The following is a 23,418-nucleotide window of genomic DNA, read 5'->3' on the forward strand; positions in this document are numbered from 1 at the left end:
TATGGACCGTGCGGATCTATTTAACGTAAACGCGGGCATCGTGAAGTCTCTTGCTCAACGCATCGCAGATGTATGTCCAAAAGCAATGGTTGGTATCATTACTAACCCTGTAAATACCACTGTGCCAATTGCAGCTGAAGTTCTTAAGCAAGCTGGTGTTTACGACAAGCGTCGTCTTTTCGGTGTAACTACGCTTGACGTAATTCGTTCAGAAACGTTTGTTGCTGAGCTGAAAGACAAAGATCCAGGCCAAGTACGTGTACCCGTTATCGGTGGTCACTCAGGTGTTACGATTCTTCCTCTACTGTCTCAAGTTGAGGGTGTTGAGTTTACGGCTGAAGAAGTTGAAGCTCTGACTAAGCGTATCCAAAACGCGGGTACTGAAGTTGTTGAAGCTAAAGCGGGTGGCGGTAGTGCGACTCTATCTATGGGTCAAGCGGCATGTCGTTTTGGTCTTGCTCTTGTTAAAGCACTTCAAGGTGAAGAAGTTGTTGAGTACGCATACGTTGAAGGTGATGGCGAGCACGCACCATTCTTCGCACAGCCAGTGAAACTAGGCAAAGACGGTGTAGAAGAAGTACTAAGCTACGGTGAGTTGAGTGACTTCGAGAAATCTGCACTAGATGGCATGCTTGAAACACTTAACGGCGACATCCAAACGGGTGTTGACTTTGTAAACAAGTAATCCAATTTGAATAATGATAAAGCCGACTTTCGAGTCGGCTTTTTTGATCCTTTTGTTTTTCCTGCTGTACTTACTGAGTAGCAGAGGAGAAAAAAGATGGATATTAGGGAGCTAGAAAAGGGCATGCTAGTTGAATGCCGTCAGGGAGTTGGAGTCGTGGTCGAGACGGATGAAAGTACGCATGCGGTCGTGATCGAAGATCGAAGCTCACATCAAAAGTTTGAAGTTGATGTTGAGGATTTGATTGATGAGCCTCAGCTTCATCATGGATGTGAACGTTACTATTAGCGAAAACAAAAAAGCGAGCATTAGAGCTCGCTTTTTTGGGGATGGCTTCGATTACTTACGTACAGCGATGGCTTCGATTTCGATACCAACATCTTTTGGTAGACGAGCAACTTCTACGCAAGAACGTGCTGGGTAGTGAGCAACATTGTGCTCATCAAAGAACTTACCGTAAACCTCGTTTACTGTGCCGAAGTCATTTAGATCTTTTACAAACACCGTTAGTTTTACGATGTCTGATACAGATAGGCCAGAGGCTTCAACTACTGCTTTTACGTTTTCTAGAGACTGACGAGCTTGTTCTGCGATGTCAGATGATACTTCACCCGTAGCTGGGTTTACTGGGATTTGGCCTGAAGTCAGTACCATGTTACCAAGGTTAACACCTTGCACATATGGGCCGATAGCTGCAGGAGCTGATTCCGTGTGAAGTACTTTAGTCATTGTTATATTCCATCTGTTTAGGGTTACTGGAAGAAAACTCAGTTTGCCGCGAATCTCGTGCTTCGTAAAGGTAAAAATCCCAGCTTGAGTTAAGCAGGGACAAATTCTTACCTTAAGTTAACTCTCAAATATTCATTAACGCTCAGTGACGATTTCACGAGAGAAAACTTTCTCACAGTACTTGCACTTCAATCGAATATCGTTGTTTTTCTCGAATACTTTAAAGCTACTTTCTACTGGCTCACCGTGTGTGATGCAGTTGGTGTTGGGACACTCAAATACATTATTCACTTGTTCTGGTAACTCGAGAGCCAGCTTCTTAACAACCTGATAGTCTTCAATTTGGTTGACCGTGGCATGCGGTGCATAAAGCGCTAATTTGCTTGCCTGCTCTTCAGTGATAAACACATTTTCGATCTTGAGTAGGTCTTTATGACCTAGGGCAGATGAAGGCAGGTTTAAGCCCACGGTTACGCGCTGTTGTGATTTATGCATTGAAAACAGCTTGAGCACCTTAATGCCAATTTGTGCTGGAATGTGGTCGATTACGGTGCCATTTTTAATCGCTTCAACCTGCAATTGAGTTTCTTTGTTCATGGTTTTTTCTCCTCGATTACAGTGTTTCATTTAGTACAAGTGCAAGTAGAGCCTGACGTGCATATACGCCATTTTCTGCTTGTTCGAAGTAATAAGCGTGTGGGGTTTTATCAACATCCACTGTGATTTCATCGACACGTGGAAGTGGATGAAGCACTTTAAGATTTTCACGTGCACCTTCTAGCATGGCTGCCGTAAGAATGTATGCGGATTTAATATGTGCGTATTCAGATTCGTCGAAACGCTCTTTTTGAACACGAGTCATGTAAAGAACGTCTAGGTCTGGAATGACACTTTCCATATCGGTGTGCAAACTGTATTGGATGCCAGCTTCGTCGAGTTCTTCGCAAATGTAATCTGGCATTGCAAGCGCCTCTGGAGCAATAAAGAAGAAGCGGATGTTGTTAAATTTTGCCAACGCTTGGGTAAGTGAGTGGACAGTACGACCATATTTAAGATCACCCACGAAAGCGACGTTAAGCTCATCCAGTCGACCTTGCGTTTCTGCAATAGAGAAGAGGTCCAGTACGGTTTGAGTTGGATGTTGATTTGCTCCGTCGCCACCGTTAATCACTGGGACACCATTAGAAAACTCAGCAGCTAGGCGCGCTGCACCTTCTTGAGGGTGGCGCATAACAAAGGCATCAACATACGAAGAGATAACCTGAACGGAATCCGCCAATGTTTCACCTTTCTTCGCCAGCGAAGTATTACCGCCATTATCGAAGCCAATGACATCACCACCAATGCGTTGGATTGCGGTTTCGAAAGAGAGACGTGTACGGGTTGATGGTTCGAAGAAGCAGCTTGCAACCACTTTGTTTTTAATTAACTCAGGTTGCGGCTTAGCCTTCAGCTCTCCAGCCGTTTTGACAATCAATTCCAGCTCTTCACGTGAAAGCTCAGGAATTGAGATAATATGCTTGTTATAAAGCGTGTTTGTCATAATCATCTTCCCAGTCATGAATTTTAGGCACAAAAAAGCCCCCCATTAAGGGAGGCTTTAGAAATCGGTGAAAATAGAAAAAACAAGTCCCAGTAAGCGTGTTGGCTTACTCACTGTAATACGCTTGGTAGAGCACGAATTACGTGGCATTGTTTTACTATCTCCAGACAAATTGCCGAGCATTATACGCTGAAGAATGGTGAACGCAAGCGATTACATCGACGGTTTTAGTGTCGAATCTTACCTAAGATTAACTACCGAGTGTGGCAACCATCACAGCTTTAATTGTGTGCATTCGGTTTTCCGCTTCATCGAAAACGATAGAGTGTTCGGACTCAAACACGTCTTCCGTCACTTCCAGTCCTTTCATTCCGTATTTCTCAGCGACTTGTTTCCCTACAGTGGTTTCATCATTATGGAACGCAGGTAGACAGTGCATAAACTTCACTTGTGCATTGCCGGTTTTAGTAATCACATCCATGTTGACTTGATAGGGGGTCATCATTGCGACACGTTCATCCCAAGCTTCTGGTGCTTCACCCATGGATACCCACACGTCTGTGTACAAGTAGTCACAACCTTTTACGCCTTCTTCAACGTTTTCGGTTAAGGTGATTTTTGCGCCCGTCTGATCTGCGATCTGCTGGCAAGTGGTGACCAATTCTGCTTCTGGCCAGAACGCTTTTGGTGCGACAAGGCGGATATCCATCCCCATTTTAGCCGCGCCTACGAGTAGGGAGTTGCCCATGTTGTTGCGTGCGTCACCAAGGTAAGCAAACTTAATCTCATGCAGCTGTTTTCCACGCCCATGCTCAAGCATAGTCAAAAAGTCCGCCAGAATTTGTGTCGGGTGAAACTCATCCGTCAGGCCATTCCAAACCGGCACACCTGCGTACTGACCGAGTTCTTCAACAATGGATTGACCAAAACCACGGTATTCAATGCCATCGTACATTCGGCCAAGGACTCGTGCGGTGTCTTTCATCGACTCCTTGTGTCCGATTTGAGATCCAGATGGACCGATATAAGAAACCTGTGCTCCTTGATCAAAAGCGGCAACTTCAAAAGCACAACGTGTGCGAGTCGAGGCCTTTTCGAAGATTAGCGCAATGTTCTTACCGACCAGTTTCTTCTGTTCGGTGCCAGCATATTTGGCTTTCTTCAGAGCCGCAGAGAGATCAAGCAGAAACTGAATCTCTTTCGGGGTGAAATCGAGTAGCTTTAGGAAATTTCGGTTACGTAGATTGAAGGCCATACACCAGTCCTGAATGTTGATTCGGTTTAATGGCTTTAGTTAAACATATTTAACGGCTATTTGTGAATAATTATTTTAAATAAATGCCGAGATATGAATTATATCTCGGCAAAAGTGATTATAAATTCTCTTCGGCGTATTCAGCTAGTCGGCTGCGAACCACACCATTGAGGTGAATGTTGGCACTTCCTTCAAAGTTTTTAAATCGCTCGACCATATAGGTTAAGCCAGAAGTGACGGGGGTTAGATAGTGAGAATCGATTTGTGCTAGGTTACCTGAGCAGACGATCTTAGTCCCTTCACCACAACGGGTTATGATGGTTTTGATCTGAGAAGCGGTCAGGTTCTGACACTCATCGAGCAAGACGAAGGCATTTTGGATCGAACGTCCGCGCATAAAGTTGATCGATTTGAACTGAATATTGGCTTTGTCGCAGATGTATTTCAATGAGCCTTCAGTGCAGTGATCGTTTTTATGCAATGCTTCTAATGTATCGGTGACGGCCGCAAGCCATGGCATCATTTTCTCTTCTTCACTACCCGGTAAAAAGCCGATCGCTTCACCTATGTCTGGGGTGTTTCGAGTGACGATGATTTTGTCAAAGATGCCTTTTTCTATGGTTTGCTCTAGTGCAGAGGCGAGAGCGAGTAAGGTTTTACCACTACCAGCAGCCCCAGTTAGGATCACCAGATCAATGTCTGGATCGAGTAGGGCATCTAGCGCCATTCCTTGATAGATGTTTTTTGGGGTGATATCCCAAGCGCGTCGATGCATCATTCTTTCACGGCTGAGATCTTTAATCGTGATCGTATCTTGGTCTATCTCCTCTACGCGCCCTGCGAAGTCGCTGTCCTCATCGATCATGTATTGATTGATATAAGTAGGCTCAAAGGGTTCGCGTGCGATGGTGTGATAGGTTCTGCCTGCAAGAGTTTTACTTTCGACATTTTGGACGTTGTTCCAGAACTCTCCTTCGATTTGCTGGAATCCTTTTGTCAGGTATTGCACGTCATCAATGAGCTGATCTGTGCGGTAGTCTTCAACAAACCTAACTCCGGCCCCTTTTGCCCGTAAGCGCATGTTGATGTCTTTGGTGACTAAGATGACTTCGCGCGGTGCACGTTTGTTTTGCAAATAGAGCACACCATTTAAGATGCGGTTGTCACCGGCTTTGTCGGCAAAAGCTTTGACGGTCTCTTGCAGCTCAAAGTCAGCCAGAATGGCAATGTGTCCGGTATTCTCTTTCTCTTTGTTGGTGGGGATGCCTTCGGATATCTCATCTGGAGTGGCATCTTTAAACATCGCTTCTAGTGCACGTATTGCGACACGCGCATCGCGAGCAACATCGCGTTTACTGTCCTTAATTCGGTCAAGCTCTTCAAGAACAGTCATTGGGATAACGACATCGTGTTCCTTAAATGAGTAGATGGCGAGTGGTTCATGAAGAAGAATGTTGGTGTCTAGGACAAAAATTTTCCGGTCTGTATCACCCATAAGCGTCTCCTTGCCAGTTGGCGGCCTGCTTACTCTTCAAGCTTTGCTATGAAGAGGATCTCTGCGGTTGGTTGCAGCGATGTAGCCAGGTAATCAGAGTTCGCTGATGGTTTGACTACAAAAACTGCAAACCCGTGTTGAACGTCATCCTATTTGAATGCATCAGTTGTGCCAGTCAGAAACTTGACGTGAAATGATGCTGCTCATAGATAAGTATAAACAGCTTTTTCAACACGCTCTTTTAGAAGTGCCACTGATTTCTTACACTTTGATGTCACACTCAGCTTGAGTAAAAAATTGTTGGTTTTTGAGGCCTTTGTACGTGACCAATGTCACAGCTTCAAGTAAGATTAGCGACCTTTTTCGGCGTAACGACTGACCTACTTTTCCTCGTCAGTTTCCTTTCAAGTTGCGCAAGAGTTACTAAAATAAATAGACCCATTTTCGAACAAATTTAGATGAGGTAGTCGATTCATGACATTTGCTTTGGGCCAGCGCTGGATCAGCGATACGGAGAGCGATTTAGGTTTAGGAACCGTTGTAGCATTGGATGCTCGTACTGTGACATTAATGTTTGCAGCTTCTGAAGAAAACCGCGTTTACGCTCGCAACGATGCGCCTGTAACCCGAGTGACCTTTAACGCTGGCGATGTGGTTGAAAGTCAGGAAGGGTGGTCTCTTAAAGTTGAGCAAGTTGTCGAAGACCAAGGACTACTAAGCTACATAGGTTCACGTGAAGACAGCGGTGAAGACGGTATTGTTCTGCGTGAAATTATGTTGAGCAACCAGATTCGTTTTAACAAGCCACAAGATAAGTTGTACGCGGGTCAAATCGATCGTATGGATAATTTTGTGCTCCGTTATCGTGCATTGGTGAACCAATACGAACAGCACAAGAGCCCAATGCGAGGTCTGTGTGGTATGCGTGCAGGCCTTATCCCTCATCAGTTATACATTGCACACGAAGTGGGTCGTCGTCATGCGCCACGCGTACTTTTGGCGGATGAAGTCGGCCTGGGTAAAACCATTGAAGCTGGTATGATCATTCACCAGCAAGTACTGGCTGGCCGCGCTGAGCGTATTTTGATTGTTGTACCAGAAACGCTGCAACATCAGTGGTTGGTCGAGATGATGCGTCGATTTAACCTCCACTTCTCCATCTTTGATGAAGAGCGCTGCATTGAAGCATTTGCCGACTCAGAAAACCCATTTGATACTCAGCAATATGTACTCTGTTCGCTTGACTTCTTGCGCAAGAGTCGTAAACGTTTTGAACAAGCACTGGAAGGTGAGTGGGATCTACTGGTTGTCGATGAGGCGCACCACCTAGAGTGGAGCCCAGAGAAGCCAAGTCGCGAATACCAAGTGGTTGAAGGTTTAGCGGAGCGTACGCCAGGTGTTCTATTGTTGACGGCGACACCTGAGCAGCTAGGTCGTGAAAGCCACTTTGCTCGTCTTCGCTTACTGGATTCTGATCGTTTCTTTGACTACCAAGAGTTCATCAAAGAAGAAGAGCAATATGCGCCGGTTGCTGATTCTGTTAGTGCGCTATTCTCTGGTCAAAATCTGGCAGACGAAGCGAAAAACCAAATTACTGAATTGCTCTCTGAGCAGGATGTGGAGCCACTTTTCCGTATTATCGAAAGTGATAGCGACGAAGAAGCCAAAGCCGCTGCACGCCAAGAACTGATTGATAACCTAATGGATCGTCACGGTACTGGTCGCGTACTTTTCCGTAATACACGTGCTGCAATTAAAGGGTTTCCAACACGTAACGTTCACCTTCTGCCGATGCTGATCCCACAGCAGTACACGACCTCTATGCGTGTGTCGGGCATGATTGGTGGCAAGATGAGTTCGGAAGCTCGTGCGTTAAAGAACCTATACCCAGAAGAGATCTTCCAAGAGTTTGAGGGGGATGATTCAAGCTGGTGGCAATTTGATAGTCGTGTTAACTGGTTACTTGAAAAAATTACCGAAAAGCGCAGTGAGAAAATTTTAGTTATCGCTTCTCGTGCGAGCACTGCACTTCAGTTAGAACAAGCTCTGCGTGAGCGCGAAGGCATTCGAGCTACGGTTTTCCATGAAGGTATGTCGATTCTAGAGCGCGATAAAGCGGCGGCTTATTTTGCCCAGGAAGAGGGCGGTGCTCAGGTACTGATTTGTAGCGAAATTGGCTCTGAAGGTCGTAACTTCCAGTTTGCTAACCAACTGGTGATGTTTGACTTGCCGTTTAATCCGGATTTGCTTGAGCAACGTATTGGCCGTCTTGACCGTATTGGTCAGAACCGCGATATCGATATTCATGTTCCATACCTACAGGGTACGTCACAAGCCATTTTGGCGCGTTGGTTTGATGAAGGCCTTAACGCTTTTGCAGAAACCTGTCCGACAGGTCGCACGGTTTATGACAAATTCGCAGATCGCCTCATTGAAATGCTTGCGTCAGGCGACACGAGTGATTTAGATGATGTGATTGCTGAATCAGCGGTAATGAACAAAGAGTTAAAAGCTCAGTTAGAACAAGGTCGTGACCGTCTTTTAGAAATGCACTCTAATGGTGGTGAAAAGGCGCAAGCAATCGTCGATAAGATTGCAGCAACCGACGGCGATACTAACTTAGTGACTTTCGCTTTGAGCCTGTTTGATACGATTGGTCTCGATCAGGACGACAAAGGTGAAAATGCCTTAGTCGTGACGCCATCAGAGCATATGTTGGTGCCGAGTTATCCAGGTCTGCCTTATGAAGGTGCCACCATCACATTTGACCGTGAAACTGCACTGTCTCGTGAGGATATGAACTTTATCAGTTGGGAACACCCAATGATTCAGGGGGGCATTGACTTACTGATGAGTGAAGGCGTAGGTACGACGGCGGTTTCACTACTGAAAAATAAAGCATTGCCAGTTGGTACAATGCTACTAGAACTGGTTTATAAGGTAGATGCTCAAGCGCCTAAGCGCAGCGGAATCAGTCGTTTTCTGCCAACGACGCCAATTCGCTTAATGCTGGACGGAAAAGGTAATGACCTCTCTTCACAAGTTGAGTTTGAGAGTTTTAACCGTCAACTAAGCCCTGTGGGTCGTCATATCGCAACTAAGCTGGTTTCATCGGTACAGGCACAAGTACATCAGATGATTGAAGCTGGCGATAAGCTAGTGGTAGAAAAAGTCGACGCCATTCGCAGCCAAGCTCAGCAAGAGATGCAAGCGAGCCTCAATGCAGAATTAGAGCGCTTACAAGCATTGAAAGCGGTGAACCCAAATATTCGTGATGAAGAACTTGAAGTGATTGAAGAGCAGATTAAGTTACTCACTGGCTATATTGGTCAAGCTCAGTACCAACTAGACTCGTTACGCATGATTGTGGTCTCTCACAACTAATTGGCGTCCTTTAATTGATAAACCCAGCTCTGAGCTGGGTTTTTGTCGGGTATCATTATGGCAATGACAGAATACAACCCACCACGTGAACCGTGGGTTGAAATCGTGTTTGAAGACGAGCACATCTTAGCGGTGAATAAGCCGTCTGGTTTGCTTTCTGTTCCGGGGCGAGCAGCAGAACATTATGACAGTATGTGGTCTCGCTTGATGGAAAATTACCCTGATGTTCAGGTGGTTCATCGCTTGGATATGGATACATCCGGTCTGATGGTTTTCGCAAAGCATAAACATGCTGAAAGGGCGTTAAAGAAGCAGTTTCAGTATCGACTGACGCACAAAGTCTATTATGCGCGAGTCTGGGGGCATGTCGAGCAACAAGAAGGAGTGCTCGATTTCCCATTGATTTGTGACTGGCCGAATAGACCGCGACAGAAGGTTTGCTATCAAGATGGTAAACCATCGAAAACCATTTTCCAGGTGGTGAAACGAGAAGAGAAAACCACCATCGTTAGATTACTACCTGTTACAGGTCGCTCTCATCAACTGCGCGTTCACATGCAAGCTTTAGGACACCCAATTGTCGGAGATGAATTTTATGCGGAGCAAGAGGCGTATGAATACTCAAATCGCCTAGAGTTGCATGCGGCGGAGCTCAGTTTTTATCATCCGCGCAGTGAATGGCTGCGTAGTATTTTTGTACCGTGTGACTTCTATCTTGAAGCAGAAGAGATGATCTTTGATTATTTTGATCCTGTGCGAAAATTACCAGACTACAAAACGCTGCCACACCAATAACTGTATATAAGGCAGCAACAAGGAGGTTATATGTCGCTGCCAACTGTTGTTTTTCTTGATCGAGCAACCATCCCTACGCAAATTGAATTGCCATCTCTTCCATTTCCGCATCACTGGATTGAGTACGATTTCACCACCCCAGCGTTGGTGGTTGAACGTGCTCACCAAGCAGAAGTGATCATTACGAACAAAGTAGTGCTAGATAGCAATATCTTGAGTCAACTAACTAACCTTAAATTGGTCGCTATCTCGGCTACTGGATTTAACAATGTTGATATCGACTATTGTCAGCAACATGGTATCGCTGTGACCAATGTGCAGGGGTATGCCACTCAGTCTGTACCAGAGCACGTGATTGCGATGATGTTTGCGCTTAAACGCAATTTGAAAGGCTATCACAATGATATAGCGGCAGGAGAGTGGCAACGTAATAAGCAGTTCTGTTTCTTTACTCATCCCATTAGCGATACAGCTGGCTCAACGATGGGGGTGATTGGCAGTGGAGCATTAGGGCAAGCGACAGCAGCTGTGGCTAAAGCGCTGGGGATGCATGTTGTCTTTGCGGAGCGCAAAGGGATTTCTCCGTGTCGAGAAGGTTATCTGCCGTTCGAACAAGTACTCGCACAAGCCGATGTGTTAACCCTACATTGCCCGTTAAGCGAAGAGACACGTCATCTTATCGGTCGCAATGAACTGGCTGCGATGAAATCATCCAGTATCGTTATCAACACTGGTCGAGGTGGTTTGGTCGATGAAGAGGCGCTGGTGGATGCCCTAAAACAAGGTGTCATTCGTGGTGCGGGCGTCGATGTCTTTACCGATGAGCCAGCGGATGAATCCAACTCACTTATTGCCAATATGCACTTGCCAAACTTATTACTCACGCCACATGTTGCTTGGGGGAGTGATTCCTCCATCCAGAGCTTGGTGGATATTTTAATGGATAACATTGCCGCCTTTATCGCAGGGCGAGAGAAGAACCGAGTCGTGTAATGTTGATGAGTAGATGAATCATCGTGTATTCCATATTTACTACTTATGTTTTGTGATGCATATCTATTGGTGAGGTATTTTCCGGCGTTACCTATAGACGCTTTGGATGAAATGTAAGACATTGTTAAAACTAAGGTTATTTATTCAAACGTCAGGAAAAACAAAGCATGGAAAACAATCAAATTACAAACCCTGTACAGTTTAATGGTCGAGGAGGCGAGTTTTTTGGCATCTGGATTGTCAATATCTTGCTCTCTATCATCACACTAGGTATCTACTCCGCTTGGGCGAAAGTTCGTACCAAGCGTTACTTTTATGGTAATACTTCGATTGCCGGAGACAACTTCGAATACCACGCCACGCCAATGCAAATTCTCAAAGGGCGTATAGTGGCTTTGGTTATTGTGTTGTTGTGGTCGGTGTCTAACAGTATCGCGCCGATGATCAGCATGGTGTTGCTATTAGTCTTTTACGCAGCTTTACCGTGGTTACTATGGAGCAATGCGTGTTTTGACGCGGCGATGACCAGCTACCGTAATGTGCGCTTTTCATTTACCGCAACGCTAAAGGACGCATATTTATCGCTACTTGGGCGTGGCCTAAGTGCTTTGCTGGTGGCGATGATCTATTTCTCTATCGTGGTTGCTATTGCCTCCCTGTCGGTGATGGCGACGGTGATTTTAGGCGCAAGCTCATTGATCTTATTGGCCGTACTTTACGGCTGGGTGATCGCGGGCGTACAGAAGTTCTTTGCTAATGGCTATCAATACGGCGATTGGAAGTTCAGTGCTGAGTTGACCAACGGCTTCTTTATCAAAACCTACCTGAAAGCATTATTGATTGGTGTGCTTGCTTCTGCACTATTGGGCTTTGTTATGCTCGGTTCGGTATTTAGTGGGATGGACTTCCATGCACTGCAAAACGGTAACTTTAGCTCGTTGGAAGATGGTTCTCAGATGAGCGTGTTCATATTTGGCTACTTGGTTCTGTTTGCGTTGTCTATCGCGTTAAGCGCTTACACCACGGTTTGTATTCGCAACCATGTATTTGGTCAGCTTTGTGCGAGCCACGAGCAGACACCTGAAAACCAATACCAATTCAACTCCAGCTTAACGGTCTTTGGCTATGTGTGGCTGGTGGTGTCGAACTTCTTACTGCAAGTTATCACGCTAGGTATTGCGCGCCCTTGGGTCATGGTTAGAACTACACGTTATTTGGCGGACAATACTGAAGTGATTGGTGATATGGCGCTGTTAGCAGCGATAGACCTAGATTCTGATGTGAAATCTGCGATTACAGATGAAGTCGCACAAGCGTTCGACATCGGTATTGGTATCGGTTAATGCGGATTCAAGGAACCGCCTTTCCGCCTCGTAGCTCAGTTCGTTATGAGGCGGAGCTGGACGTCAGCCAAGCCAATTTCTTAAGCCTTCGTGTAGGCGGCGATATCATCAGCTGTCAGCAACAGGAAGTAGAAATCAGCGTGCCTGTTGGCAATTTGCCGATTCGGTTTGCTTTCCCTGATGGCTGGGTCTTTGTTGTGGAGCGCAGCGTAGAAGTTAGCGCGTGGCTCAAGCGTAACCGAAAGTCAGGATTGGTGGATAAAATTGAATCCAACGTGATGGCTTGGCTCGTTGCGATAGTAGTGTGTCTTGGTGTGTTGCTCGGAGGTTATTTTTACGCGTTGCCTTGGGTCAGCGAGAAAGTGGCACAGTTGCTGCCAGATTCGGTCTCGGTGAGCTTGGGTAACAAGATTCTGGAAACCTTTGATAACAACTGGCAAGAGAGCGAGTTACCCTTAGAGCAGCAAGAAGCGATTCGACAGCGTGTTACCCAGCATTTGCAGCAACTGGATCCATTGCCGTATCCGGTCGAAATCATTTTTCGTTCATCAGACATTGGTGCCAATGCGTTTGCTCTGCCGGGTGGGAAAGTAATTTTGCTCGACCAACTGGTTGAGCTCGCCGCGAATGAGCTGCAACTGGACAGCATTATCCTGCACGAGATTGGTCATGTTCATCATCGTCACATGGTGGAGAAGTTGGTTCGTTCGAGTATTTTGTCGGTTGGGGTAGTGCTTTTGACCGGTGAGAGTTCAGGTATTGTTGATAATCTTGCAGGTGTTGGCGTGTTCCTCTTGTCTAACGGGTATTCGAGGCAGGCGGAGAGTGAAGCCGACCACTTTGCGAAGCAAGCAATGGTGAAGATATACGGCAGCAGTGAGCAGATGGCGGAAATGTTTGAGTTGTTCGAGCAGCAATACTCACTTGATGTCCCGGAGTGGCTTAACTCTCATCCAGATTTCGAGCAGCGCATCCAAGCCGCTCGGGATTAATATTCAAGTCAAAAGAAACAAAAGGCAGCGAATCCGCTGCCTTTTGTTTTATTCAGTCACTGCTATTACAGCGCTGCAATTGTTGCTTTTTGCTCTTCTAGCTTACTTAATGTCTCTTTGTAGCCTTCTAGTTTCTCACGCTCTTTCGCAACAACAGCTTCCGGTGCTTTAGCAACGAAGCCTTCGTTACCTAGCTTACCGTCAAGACGTTTGATTTCGCCTTGAGTCTTCTTGATTTCACCATCGAGACGAGCAAGTTCCGCATCTTTGTCGATAAGACCAGCCATTGGGATCATCAGTTCAGACTTAGCAACGAGTGCTGTTGCACACGCTGGAGTTTCTTCACCTGACTCAAGAACACGCACTGACTCAAGTTTCGCTAAAGAAACTAGAACTTGTTTGTTTGCTTCTAGTCGAGCTGCATCTTTTTCGTTTGCCGCTTTTAGCATAACTTCAAGCGGTTTACCTGGATTGATGTCGTACTCAGCACGTAGGTTACGAATGCTGGTGATGAATGACTTAACCCACTCGATGTCATCAAGAGCTTCTTGGTTGAAGTTTGCTTCATCAAACTGAGGAAGCGCTTGAAGCATAATGGTGTCACCTTCAACGCCGTCAACAAGAGGCTTGATGCTCTGCCAAATAGTCTCGGTGATGTAAGGAATCACTGGGTGTGCTAGGCGAAGCGTCTTCTCTAGAACTGTGATTAGCGTGCGACGTGTACCACGTTGCTGAGCTTCATTTCCTTTCCATAGAACAGGTTTGGTTAGCTCTAGGTACCAGTCACAGAATTGGTTCCAGATGAACTCATAAATTGTGTTCGCTGCCATGTCTAGACGGTAGTTATCTAGGTGGGCGTTGAACTCTTGCGCTGCAAGCTCAAACTGAGATTCGATCCACTTGTCTGCAAGAGAGTATTCAACTTCACCAGCACCAAAGCCACAATCTTGCTCTTCTGTGTTCATGAGTACGTAACGGCTCGCGTTCCATAGCTTGTTACAGAAGTTACGGTAACCTTCTAGACGTTTCATATCCCAGTTGATGTCACGACCAGTAGAAGCCATTGCCGCGAGAGTGAAACGCAGTGCGTCAGTACCGTATGGTTCGATACCGTTCTCAAATGTCTTACGTGTGTTCTTCTCGATCTTCGCTGCAAGTTGAGGCTGCATCATGTTGCCAGTGCGCTTCTCAACAAGAGACTCAAGGTCGATGCCGTCGATCATATCGATAGGGTCAAGAACGTTGCCTTTAGACTTAGACATCTTGTCGCCGTTTTCGTCACGGATTAGACCAGTAACGTAAACCGTTTTGAATGGTACTTGTGGTTTACCATTCTCATCTTTACAGAAGTGCATCGTCATCATGATCATACGAGCAACCCAGAAGAAGATGATGTCAAAACCCGTAACCAATACATCTGAAGGGTGGAATGTCTTCAGGTCGTCAGTGTTTTCTGGCCAACCTTGAGTACCAAACGTCCATAGTGCAGAAGAGAACCATGTATCTAGTACGTCGTCGTCTTGGCGTAGAACGACAACAGGTGCAAGGTTGTTGTTAGCACGAACTTCTTCTTCAGTGCGGCCTACGTATACGTTGCCGTCGTTGTCGTACCATGCAGGGATTCGGTGACCCCACCATAGCTGACGAGAGATACACCAGTCCTGAATGTCACGCATCCAAGAGAAGTACATGTTTTCGTATTGCTTAGGAACAAACTGGATTTCACCATCTTCAACAGCTTTTGTTGCTGTTTCAGCTAGTGGTGCTGTGCGAACGTACCATTGGTCAGTTAGCATCGGCTCGATAACCACACCGCCACGGTCACCGTAAGGAACCGTCAGATCGTGATCTTTAACTTCTTCCAGAAGACCCAGTTCATCAAACTCAGCCACGATCGTTTTACGTGCAGCGAAACGCTCCATACCTTGGTATTTAGCAGGTAGCTCAGTTGAGTATGCATCGCTTGCTTCACCGTTGGTGGTGAATACTTCAGCCACATCACGGATGTCTGCGTTGAAAGTCAGGATGTTGATCATTGGTAGCTGGTGGCGTTTACCAACTTCGTAGTCGTTGAAGTCGTGCGCTGGTGTGATTTTCACACAACCAGTACCTTTCTCCATATCAGCGTGTTCGTCACCCACGATTGGGATGCGACGATCAACGATAGGAAGAATGATTCCTTTGCCGATCAGATCTTTGTAACGTGGATCTTCTGGGTTAACAGCAACACCAGTATCGCCAAGCATTGTTTCAGGACGAGTAGTCGCAACAACAATGTAGTCTTTGCCTTCAGCAGTTTTAACGCCGTCCGCTAGTGGGTAGCGGAAGTGCCACATATGGCCTTTTTTGTCTTTGTTTTCTACTTCTAGATCAGAGATCGCAGTGTGTAGCTTTGGATCCCAGTTAACGAGACGCTTACCGCGGTAGATAAGATCTTCTTCGTATAGACGAACGAAAACTTCTTGAACGGCATTTGATAGACCGTCATCCATTGTGAAACGTTCACGGTCCCAGTCTACAGATGCGCCCAGGCGACGTAGCTGCTTAGTGATAGTGCCGCCAGATTCGCCTTTCCACTCCCAGATTTTGTCGATGAAAGCATCACGGCCGTAGTCGTGCTTTGTTTTGCCTTCTTCAGCAGCGATTTTACGCTCAACAACCATTTGAGTCGCGATACCAGCGTGGTCAGTACCAACCTGCCAAAGCGTGTTTTTACCTTTCATACGCTCAGCACGGATTAGAGTATCCATGATGGTGTCTTGGAACGCGTGGCCCATATGTAGGCTACCAGTGACGTTCGGTGGCGGAATCATGATGCTGTACGCTTCTTTAGTCGTGTCACCGTGTGGCTTGAAGTAGCCTTTCTCTTCCCAAGCTTGGTATAAAGCCTGTTCAATTGAAGTTGGGTTGTATGTCTTTTCCATAGTCGCCTTTTTTCTCGTCATATGTGGGCTGATAGCGGCGCTAAATGTACTCGCAAACCCGAATCAAATACTCAATGTATTTTGATAGGGATTTACTCATTGGTTGCCTTGCTCTAAGCCCAGCGATTTAGAGAAAATCTTATCTGGTTGATGGTAAATCTTAGTCAATCATTATAAGTGAACTCTCTAGATGGAGAGCTTAACTATAAAGATTGACCGCTAATTGTGTTTGATTTCGATCGTTTGTAGCTGGTAACCAGCTTGGCGGTAGATTTTATATCTTTCTCGCGCCAGTTGCTTGGCTTTTTCCTCGCAAGGAACGAAGTCTACCACCTCAGCAAACTTGTTCGCAAAGGTTGTCTCATTTTCAGCCAAATTTATTACCAATTGCCTGTTCCAGGAAGGCTTGACTCCTTGATATCCAATCTCGATGTTGGTTGCATATCTTGGGCCTTCTCCGACTAGATTATGGGCCATAAACTCGCTGCTATCGACTTGCCAAAAACGTTCAGCTATCTGTTCTGCATGTGCTTTGTTATTGCAATTAAGGTAGACCTTTGCCCCTTGCTTGGCAAAGTGACGACTGAGAAACAGAATATACTCTTCAAACCCTTCAGGCGTTGCCTGATGAGACTCTTCAGTAATGAGATAAAACGTTGCGTTCGCCATGGTCTGATCCTGTTTTGCACAAAGGCAGAGAAATAAAAAAGGGCCTTGCGGCCCTTTTTAAGATTTTGAGGTTTATTCCTCTGTCTCTTGGCCACTGCGGTTAAGCAGGAATTGGACAAGCATTGAGACTGGACGGCCTGTTGAGCCTTTAGCTGCACCTGACTTCCACGCAGTACCTGCGATATCGATGTGCGCCCAGTGGTATTTCTTCGCGAATTTAGACAAGAAGCAACCAGCAGTAATGGTACCGCCTGGTCGACCGCCGATGTTTGCCATATCTGCGAATGGGCTCTTCAGCTGCTCATGGTACTCATCTGCCATAGGTAGACGCCATGCGCGGTCGCTTGCTTGTTCAGAAGCGTTAACCAACTCATGAGATAGTGGGTTATGGTTTGAGATAACACCGCTGATATGGTGACCTAACGCAATCACACAAGCACCGGTTAGAGTTGCAACATCAACGACACAATCTGGCTCAAAACGTTCTACGTAAGTCAGCGCATCACAAAGAACGAGTCGACCTTCCGCATCGGTGTTTAGCACTTCAACCGTTTGACCGGACATCGTTGTTAGGATGTCACCAGGACGGTACGCATTACTACCCGGCATGTTTTCACAGCCAGCCAGAACACCGATAACGTTGATTGGCAGATTCAGTTTAGCCAGTGCCTTCATGGTACCGAATACAGAAGCGGCACCACACATGTCGTACTTCATTTCATCCATGCCTTCGCCTGGCTTAAGTGAAATACCGCCTGAATCGAAGGTTAGACCTTTACCGACAAGAACGATTGGTTTTGCTTCTGGATCTGGGTTGCCCTTGTATTCCATGATAGACATCATAGATTCATTTTTAGAGCCACGGCCTACTGCTAGGTATGAAGTCATACCCAGTTTTTCCATCTCTTGCTCGCCAATGATTTTAGTCGTAACGCTTTCGTAATCGTCTGCTAGGCGACGTGCTTGTGAAGCTAGGTATGCAGGGTTAGCGATATTTGGTGGCATGTTGCCAAGATCTTTCGACGCTTTAACACCAGAGGCAATCGCTAGACCATGTGCGATCGCTTTTTCACCTAGGTTGAGTTCGCGGCGTGTAGGTACGTTGAATACCAGTTTACGCAGAGGGCGACGTGTTTCTGGTTTGACACTCTTGAATTGATCGAAGGTGTAAAGACCATCTTTCGTTGCTTCTACCGCTTGACGTACTTTCCAGTATGTATCGCGGCCTTTAACGTGCAGTTCAGTTAGGAAGCAAACGGCTTCCATAGAACCTGTTTCGTTAAGTGTGTTGATGGTTTTCTGAATGATCTCTTTGTACTGACGCTCGCCAAGTTCACGTTCTTTACCACAACCTACTAGTAGTACGCGCTCAGACAGCACGCCTGGTACTTGATGAAGCAGGAGCATTTGCCCCGGCTTACCTTCTAGATCACCACGGCGAAGTAGTGAACTGATATAGCCATCACTGATTTTATCTAGCTGCTCAGCAACTGGAGAAAGGCGACGTGGCTCGAACACGCCCACAACGATACATGCGCTGCGCTGCTTCTCTGGACTGCCACTTTTTACACTGAACTCCATGCGTACTCCTACATCCTGAAGACAAATAGAACTAAATGTTAGATAATGCCGTCTTACTTGTTGATTCCTTACTCGGAACTATTCTTAAATAAGCGCATTAACAGTTAGCCAAAAATTTAAAAATAAAAGGTTCAACGGGAAATTATAGTGATTCAATTAAAAAAACAAGTTTTGTATAGGTAATTTCAGCGTGATTATTGTTAGATATTTGATCCGCGAGACACTCAAAAGCCAATTAGCGATATTTTTTATCCTCTTTTTAGTGTTCCTTAGTCAAAAACTGATCAAAGTTTTGGCTGATGCTTCGGATGGGGATATTCCCGCGAGTTTGGTCATGCACTATGTCGCATTGAGCATGCCGTCGATGGGACTACTGATGTTACCGTTGAGTCTGTTCTTGGGTATTTTGCTTACTTTTGGTCGCTTATATGCGGAAAGTGAAATTACCGTTATGAATGCCACAGGTATTGGTAACAAGTTCCTGATTCGTGCTGCTTTATACCTCGCGGTAATTACAGGTGTGATCGCTGGCTTTAACTCGTTTGTTTTTTCGCCGTACAGCCAGGATAAGCTCGTTCAGCTTCAAGAAGAAGTTGAAGCTGAAAACAGCGTTGATTTGTTGAAGAAAGGTCATTTTCAGGGCACGCCCGATGGTTCATCGGTAGTCTTTATCGATGACATCGATGGTAAGCAGCTTAAACACGTATTTGTTGCTCAAATGCGTCCACGTGACTCTATATTACCAAGTGTCTCATTTTCTCAGTCAGGCGAAGTCAAAGAGCTGAGCGATGGTCGTCAGGTTATTCGCATGTATGATGGGACTCGTTATGAAGGTGTACCTACGCGGGTAGACTACATGGTGACAAAGTTTGACCAGTATGAAGGTCTGATTGGTCAGCGAGATGTCAAACGCAAAGGTCGTGACTGGGAAGCAATCCCGACACTGGAGTTGATGAAGAACCCAGATCCGCGTGCTCAGGCAGAGCTACAATGGCGTATTTCGCTCGTGGTTTGTATCCCGCTGTTGACCATGTTAGTCGTGCCGCTTTCAGCAGTTAATCCGCGTCAGGGTCGATTTGCTAAAATGGGACCAGCGATTCTGATCTACTTAGCTTACTTCCTGTCGATTAGTGCCACTAAGTCTGCACTGGAAGACGGTTCTATCCCGGCAATTATTGGTATGTGGCCAATTAATGCTGCGCTACTGTTGACCGCGATCGGCATTAACTCAATGGACAGCATTCCTGTTCGCCGCTTTAAAGATAAATTAAGACAAAGAAAGAAGGCAGCGTAAGTCGTGTTTAAAATTCTCGATCTCTATATCGGCAAAACCATCATTGCCACGACCTCTCTAGTGCTGGCTACGTTTGTTGGCCTGTCTGCCATCATCAAATATGTTGAACAGTTGCGTAAAGTTGGCGAAGGTTCTTACGATCTTATTCAAGCACTGTTTTTTGTGCTGTTAAGTATTCCTCGTGATATTGAAATGTTCTTCCCAATGGCGGCACTGTTAGGTGCTCTAATTGGGTTAGGGATGCTGGCTTCAAGCTCAGAACTTGTGGTGATGCAGGCCGCGGGTTTTTCTAAACTTAATATCGGTATGTCCGTGCTTAAAACGGCAGTGCCTCTAATGGTATTGGTGACATTGCTCGGTCAGTGGGGCGCCCCACAGGCTCAAAAAATGGCACGTGATTTACGAGCTTTTTCTACATCTGGTGGTGCGATCTTATCGGTGCGAACGGGTGTGTGGGCGCGTGATGCCAACGATTTTATCTTTATTGGTAAAGTTGAAGACGACAAAATCTATGGCATGAACATGTGGCGTTTTGATGCGAACAAGCGCCTCGAAAGTGTCGTCCATGCTGCGACGGTAGAGTATGTTTCTGATAATACTTGGACCATGAAGGATGTTGAGCTAACTGAGATGGTGGATGAAGTAGAAATTTCGAAGCAAAGCCTACCTGAGTACAGTTGGACGACCTCGCTAGCCCCAGATAAGTTAGCGGTTGTAACGGTAAAACCAGAAGAGCTTTCTTTGGGCGGACTTTATGATTATGTCAGTTATCTCAAGGCATCGGAGCAAGACCCTTCACGCTATGAGCTAGCGTTTTGGCGCAAGGTCACTCAGCCGTTTTCTATTGCGGTGATGATGCTGATGGCGCTCTCTTTTATCTTTGGTCCTTTGCGTAGTGTGACTATGGGTGCTCGGATTCTTTCGGGCGTTATTGCCGGATTCACTTTCTATATTTCGAGTGAGTTCTTTGGTCCTCTTAGCTTGGTTTACAACATTCCCCCAGTATTTGGTGCGGTCATGCCAAGCGTGGTATTCCTGACCATCGCATTGATGTTATTGCGTCGAAAACTGTAGTGCGAAACATATTAATAAAGGCAGCCAACTGGCTGCCTTTTTCATACCTAAAGAAGTTTCTTTAATCGATACAGCTCTTCAAGAGCTTGTCTTGGGGTGAGATCGTCTGGATCGATGTTCGCAAGCGCTTGCTCAACTTCGCTTGGCTCTGGGATCAAGCTCAGTTGATTGGCGATGTCGACGGCAGGAGATTGGCTTGGTTTTTCACCGTTGAGGCTGAGTTGTTCGAGCTGAGTGAGTTTCGTGCGAGCATTTTTAATTACGCTCTTCGGTACGCCAGCAAGTCCAGCAACGGCAAGGCCATATGACTTACTTGCTGCCCCTTCTTGCACAGCATGCATAAATGCAATGCTGTCACCGTGTTCTACGGCGTCAAGGTGGACGTTCGCCAGATGTGGAATTTGATTCGGCAACTCGGTCAGCTCAAAGTAGTGCGTGGCAAACAAGGTCATTGAGCCTAGCTGTTTTGCTAGCCACTCTGCACTGGCCCAAGCCAGAGATAGACCATCGTATGTACTGGTGCCTCGACCAATTTCATCCATCAACACTAGGCTGTTTGCGGTTGCATTGTGAAGAATATTGGCGGTTTCTGTCATTTCAACCATAAAAGTCGATCGTCCTGAAGCCAAATCATCAGATGCACCAATGCGGGTAAAAATACGGTCGATTGAGCCAATTTGTGCAGATTCAGCCGGTACGTAAGAGCCGATATGAGCCAGTAACGCAATCAAAGCGGTTTGGCGCATATACGTGGATTTACCCCCCATGTTAGGGCCTGTAATAATCAGCATCTTGCGCTTTGAGTTGAGCTCAATCGGGTTGGCGATGAAAGGTTCATCCATTACTTGTTCAACGACAGGGTGACGACCATTCTGAATCTGAATGCCCGCCTCTTTTGTTAAGTTAGGGCGGCAGTAATCTAAGCTGTCGGCTCGTTCGGCAAGGTTCTGAAGAACGTCAATTTGCGATACTGCTGAGGCGAGATTCTGCATCTGTTCTAGATGAGGTAGCAATAGGTCAAATAACTCTTCCCAAAGTTGTTTCTCGACCGCGAGTGCTTTTGATTTCGAGTTTAAAACCTTGTCTTCATGCTCTTTTAGTTCAGGGATGATGTAGCGCTCGGCATTCTTTAACGTTTGGCGGCGCACATAATGGGGTGGCACAAGGTGACTTTGCCCGCGGCTGACTTGGATGAAGAAACCATGAACATTGTTGTAACCCACCTTTAGGCTGTCAATGCCGTGGCGTTCGCGTTCCTCTTGTTCGAGTTGATCAAGAAACTCGGTTGCACCATCAGCGAGTTTTCGCCATTCGTCGAGTTCCTCGTTGTAGCCAGTCGCAATAACACCACCATCACGAATAACAACGGGTGGATTCTCTTTAATTGCACGTTCGAGCAAGTCACAAACATCGTCCATTGGTGCGGCAAATTGTGCCAGCTTAACCAAATAAGGGTTGGCTAGGCTGCCCATGTTTTCTGCTAACTCTGGTAACTGCTGCATGGCAAATCGGAGACGAGCCATGTCACGAGGTCGTGCACTGCGTAACGCAAGTCGTCCTAAGATACGCTCAATATCCCCAATTTGTTTGAGAACAGGATGGAGTTCAGAGTAGACAGCCTGCTCTTTGAGCTCCGTGATAGCGTTGAGACGTTGGTTGAGTGTCTCGATGTCTCGCATTGGCTGGTGTAACCAGCGCTTGAGCATGCGACTGCCCATGGCTGTTGCGGTATGGTCGAGCACTCCCGCCAACGTATTATCTGTACCACCGGCAAGGTTATGGGTGATCTCTAGATTGCGACGTGTCGCTGCATCGAGGATGACTGAGTGATCTTGACGATCAAACGTTAAAGAGCGGATATGTGGCAGTGCGGTACGTTGGGTATCTTTTACGTACTGGATAAGACAGCCCGCAGCACACAAGCCGAGTTTGGCGTGTTCAACACCAAAGCCAACCAGATCTTTGGTACCAAACTGTTGGTTGAGCTGTTGTTTTGCCGTGTCGAGCTCAAACTCCCACACAGGGCGACGGCGGTTACCATTACGGCCGTTCATCAACTGAACTGGTTCAAAGTCCTCGGGGAATAGTAGCTCACGGGGTGCGGTACGTTGCAGCTCTGCGGCCATGGCTTCTTCGGTTTCTGGCTCCATTAACTGGAAGCGTCCAGAGGTAACGTCAAGTGTTGCGTATCCGAATTTACCGTTGTGATGGTAGATGGCAGCGATTAGATTATCTAAACGCTCAGAAAGCAGAGCCTCGTCAGTCACTGTACCCGGAGTGACAATACGTACCACGGCGCGTTCGACGGGACCTTTGCTTGTTGCGGGATCGCCAATCTGTTCACAAATAGCGACGGACTCACCAAGCTGAACGAGTTTTGCTAAGTACCCTTCGACAGCATGAAAGGGCACACCAGCCATAGGAATAGGCTCACCAGCGGATGCTCCACGCTTAGTCAGCGATATGTCTAATAGCTGAGATGCGCGCTTGGCATCATTGTAGAAGAGTTCATAGAAGTCTCCCATTCGATAAAACAGCAAAATATCTGGGTTCTCAGCTTTGAGCTTGAGATATTGCTGCATCATAGGTGTGTGTTTTTGTTCAGCTTTCACGGGCAACGTCTTTCGTTTATTTCTATTGCGGCTTAGGATACGTGAATAGC

General features: G+C 46.4%; 18 protein-coding genes. 9 read left to right on the forward strand and 9 right to left on the reverse strand.

Annotated features, from left to right (window positions below):
• Together mdh and DA100_RS09545 are read left to right on the forward strand one after the other, a co-directional pair.
• A partial coding sequence (gene mdh / locus DA100_RS09540) for a malate dehydrogenase (protein ID WP_138971928.1) occupies positions 1-685 on the forward strand: 685 nt, incomplete at its 5' end.
• A gap of 96 nt (positions 686-781) precedes the next feature.
• Positions 782-973, forward strand: a complete 192-nt coding sequence (locus DA100_RS09545) for a hypothetical protein (RefSeq protein ID WP_138971929.1) — start codon at positions 782-784, stop codon at positions 971-973.
• A 51-nt stretch (positions 974-1,024) separates the two neighbouring features.
• Here DA100_RS09545 and DA100_RS09550 read toward each other — a convergent pair whose 3' ends face one another.
• From DA100_RS09550 to DA100_RS09570, 5 genes are all read right to left on the reverse strand, one after another.
• Positions 1,025-1,414, reverse strand: coding sequence for a RidA family protein (locus DA100_RS09550; RefSeq protein ID WP_138971930.1), 390 nt, complete (start codon positions 1,412-1,414; stop codon positions 1,025-1,027).
• 135 nt (positions 1,415-1,549) lie between these two features.
• Entirely contained in the window at positions 1,550-2,011 is a 462-nt protein-coding gene (gene pyrI / locus DA100_RS09555) for an aspartate carbamoyltransferase regulatory subunit (protein WP_138971931.1), read from the reverse strand.
• Between the two features lie 16 nt (positions 2,012-2,027).
• Positions 2,028-2,957, reverse strand: coding sequence for an aspartate carbamoyltransferase (gene pyrB, locus DA100_RS09560; protein WP_138971932.1), 930 nt, complete (start codon positions 2,955-2,957; stop codon positions 2,028-2,030).
• Between the two features lie 250 nt (positions 2,958-3,207).
• Entirely contained in the window at positions 3,208-4,212 is a 1,005-nt protein-coding gene (locus tag DA100_RS09565; protein WP_138971933.1) for an ornithine carbamoyltransferase, read from the reverse strand.
• 118 nt (positions 4,213-4,330) lie between these two features.
• Positions 4,331-5,707, reverse strand: a complete 1,377-nt coding sequence (locus DA100_RS09570; RefSeq protein WP_138971934.1) for a PhoH family protein — start codon at positions 5,705-5,707, stop codon at positions 4,331-4,333.
• A 474-nt stretch (positions 5,708-6,181) separates the two neighbouring features.
• On the opposite strand from DA100_RS09570, the gene rapA reads away from it, so the two are divergent.
• The 5 genes from rapA to DA100_RS09595 all read left to right on the forward strand — a co-directional run bounded on the left by rapA (position 6,182) and on the right by DA100_RS09595 (position 13,214).
• Positions 6,182-9,091, forward strand: a complete 2,910-nt coding sequence (gene rapA, locus DA100_RS09575; RefSeq protein WP_138971935.1) for an RNA polymerase-associated protein RapA — start codon at positions 6,182-6,184, stop codon at positions 9,089-9,091.
• Between the two features lie 57 nt (positions 9,092-9,148).
• On the forward strand, positions 9,149-9,886 hold the full coding sequence (gene rluA / locus DA100_RS09580; RefSeq protein ID WP_138971936.1) for a bifunctional tRNA pseudouridine(32) synthase/23S rRNA pseudouridine(746) synthase RluA: 738 nt from the start codon (positions 9,149-9,151) through the stop codon (positions 9,884-9,886).
• A 30-nt stretch (positions 9,887-9,916) separates the two neighbouring features.
• The gene (locus DA100_RS09585) at positions 9,917-10,879 is read left to right on the forward strand and encodes a D-2-hydroxyacid dehydrogenase (RefSeq protein ID WP_138971937.1); all 963 of its coding nucleotides are present in this window, start codon (positions 9,917-9,919) and stop codon (positions 10,877-10,879) included.
• A gap of 167 nt (positions 10,880-11,046) precedes the next feature.
• Positions 11,047-12,222 (forward strand): YjgN family protein, encoded by a 1,176-nt coding sequence (locus tag DA100_RS09590; protein WP_138971938.1) that lies wholly within the window; start codon positions 11,047-11,049, stop codon positions 12,220-12,222.
• Positions 12,222-13,214 (forward strand): M48 family metallopeptidase, encoded by a 993-nt coding sequence (locus tag DA100_RS09595; RefSeq protein WP_138971939.1) that lies wholly within the window; start codon positions 12,222-12,224, stop codon positions 13,212-13,214. The genes DA100_RS09590 and DA100_RS09595 overlap by 1 nt, the downstream gene beginning before the upstream one ends.
• 65 nt (positions 13,215-13,279) lie before the next feature.
• Here the strand turns inward: DA100_RS09595 and DA100_RS09600 are convergent, their stop codons facing one another.
• The 3 genes from DA100_RS09600 to pepA form a co-directional block, all read right to left on the reverse strand.
• On the reverse strand, positions 13,280-16,138 hold the full coding sequence (locus DA100_RS09600; protein ID WP_138971940.1) for a valine--tRNA ligase: 2,859 nt from the start codon (positions 16,136-16,138) through the stop codon (positions 13,280-13,282).
• Between the two features lie 219 nt (positions 16,139-16,357).
• Positions 16,358-16,807 (reverse strand): DNA polymerase III subunit chi, encoded by a 450-nt coding sequence (locus DA100_RS09605; RefSeq protein ID WP_006879218.1) that lies wholly within the window; start codon positions 16,805-16,807, stop codon positions 16,358-16,360.
• Between the two features lie 72 nt (positions 16,808-16,879).
• Entirely contained in the window at positions 16,880-18,388 is a 1,509-nt protein-coding gene (pepA, locus tag DA100_RS09610) for a leucyl aminopeptidase (protein ID WP_138971941.1), read from the reverse strand.
• Positions 18,389-18,578: 190 nt separating this feature from the next.
• Here pepA and lptF point away from each other — a divergent pair, with 190 nt between their 5' ends.
• Together lptF and lptG are read left to right on the forward strand one after the other, a co-directional pair.
• Entirely contained in the window at positions 18,579-19,682 is a 1,104-nt protein-coding gene (gene lptF / locus DA100_RS09615; protein ID WP_006879220.1) for an LPS export ABC transporter permease LptF, read from the forward strand.
• A 3-nt stretch (positions 19,683-19,685) separates the two neighbouring features.
• Entirely contained in the window at positions 19,686-20,756 is a 1,071-nt protein-coding gene (lptG, locus tag DA100_RS09620) for an LPS export ABC transporter permease LptG (protein ID WP_138971942.1), read from the forward strand.
• A gap of 47 nt (positions 20,757-20,803) precedes the next feature.
• Here the strand turns inward: lptG and mutS are convergent, their stop codons facing one another.
• Positions 20,804-23,368 (reverse strand): DNA mismatch repair protein MutS, encoded by a 2,565-nt coding sequence (gene mutS / locus DA100_RS09625; protein ID WP_138971943.1) that lies wholly within the window; start codon positions 23,366-23,368, stop codon positions 20,804-20,806.
• Between the last annotated feature and the right edge of the window lie 50 nt (positions 23,369-23,418).

Origin of the sequence: Vibrio sp. Hep-1b-8 (assembly GCF_006124995.1) — a bacterium.
In the GTDB taxonomy this organism is placed as follows: domain Bacteria; phylum Pseudomonadota; class Gammaproteobacteria; order Enterobacterales; family Vibrionaceae; genus Vibrio.

Coding starts and splice junctions, on each gene's coding strand:
- DA100_RS09545 (WP_138971929.1), top strand. CDS start 782: ATGGATATTAGGGAGCTAGAAAAGGGCATGCTAGTTGAATGCCGTCAG.
- DA100_RS09550 (WP_138971930.1), bottom strand. CDS start 1,414: ATGACTAAAGTACTTCACACGGAATCAGCTCCTGCAGCTATCGGCCCA.
- pyrI (WP_138971931.1), bottom strand. CDS start 2,011: ATGAACAAAGAAACTCAATTGCAGGTTGAAGCGATTAAAAATGGCACC.
- pyrB (WP_138971932.1), bottom strand. CDS start 2,957: ATGACAAACACGCTTTATAACAAGCATATTATCTCAATTCCTGAGCTT.
- DA100_RS09565 (WP_138971933.1), bottom strand. CDS start 4,212: ATGGCCTTCAATCTACGTAACCGAAATTTCCTAAAGCTACTCGATTTC.
- DA100_RS09570 (WP_138971934.1), bottom strand. CDS start 5,707: ATGGGTGATACAGACCGGAAAATTTTTGTCCTAGACACCAACATTCTT.
- rapA (WP_138971935.1), top strand. CDS start 6,182: ATGACATTTGCTTTGGGCCAGCGCTGGATCAGCGATACGGAGAGCGAT.
- rluA (WP_138971936.1), top strand. CDS start 9,149: ATGGCAATGACAGAATACAACCCACCACGTGAACCGTGGGTTGAAATC.
- DA100_RS09585 (WP_138971937.1), top strand. CDS start 9,917: ATGTCGCTGCCAACTGTTGTTTTTCTTGATCGAGCAACCATCCCTACG.
- DA100_RS09590 (WP_138971938.1), top strand. CDS start 11,047: ATGGAAAACAATCAAATTACAAACCCTGTACAGTTTAATGGTCGAGGA.
- DA100_RS09595 (WP_138971939.1), top strand. CDS start 12,222: ATGCGGATTCAAGGAACCGCCTTTCCGCCTCGTAGCTCAGTTCGTTAT.
- DA100_RS09600 (WP_138971940.1), bottom strand. CDS start 16,138: ATGGAAAAGACATACAACCCAACTTCAATTGAACAGGCTTTATACCAA.
- DA100_RS09605 (WP_006879218.1), bottom strand. CDS start 16,807: ATGGCGAACGCAACGTTTTATCTCATTACTGAAGAGTCTCATCAGGCA.
- pepA (WP_138971941.1), bottom strand. CDS start 18,388: ATGGAGTTCAGTGTAAAAAGTGGCAGTCCAGAGAAGCAGCGCAGCGCA.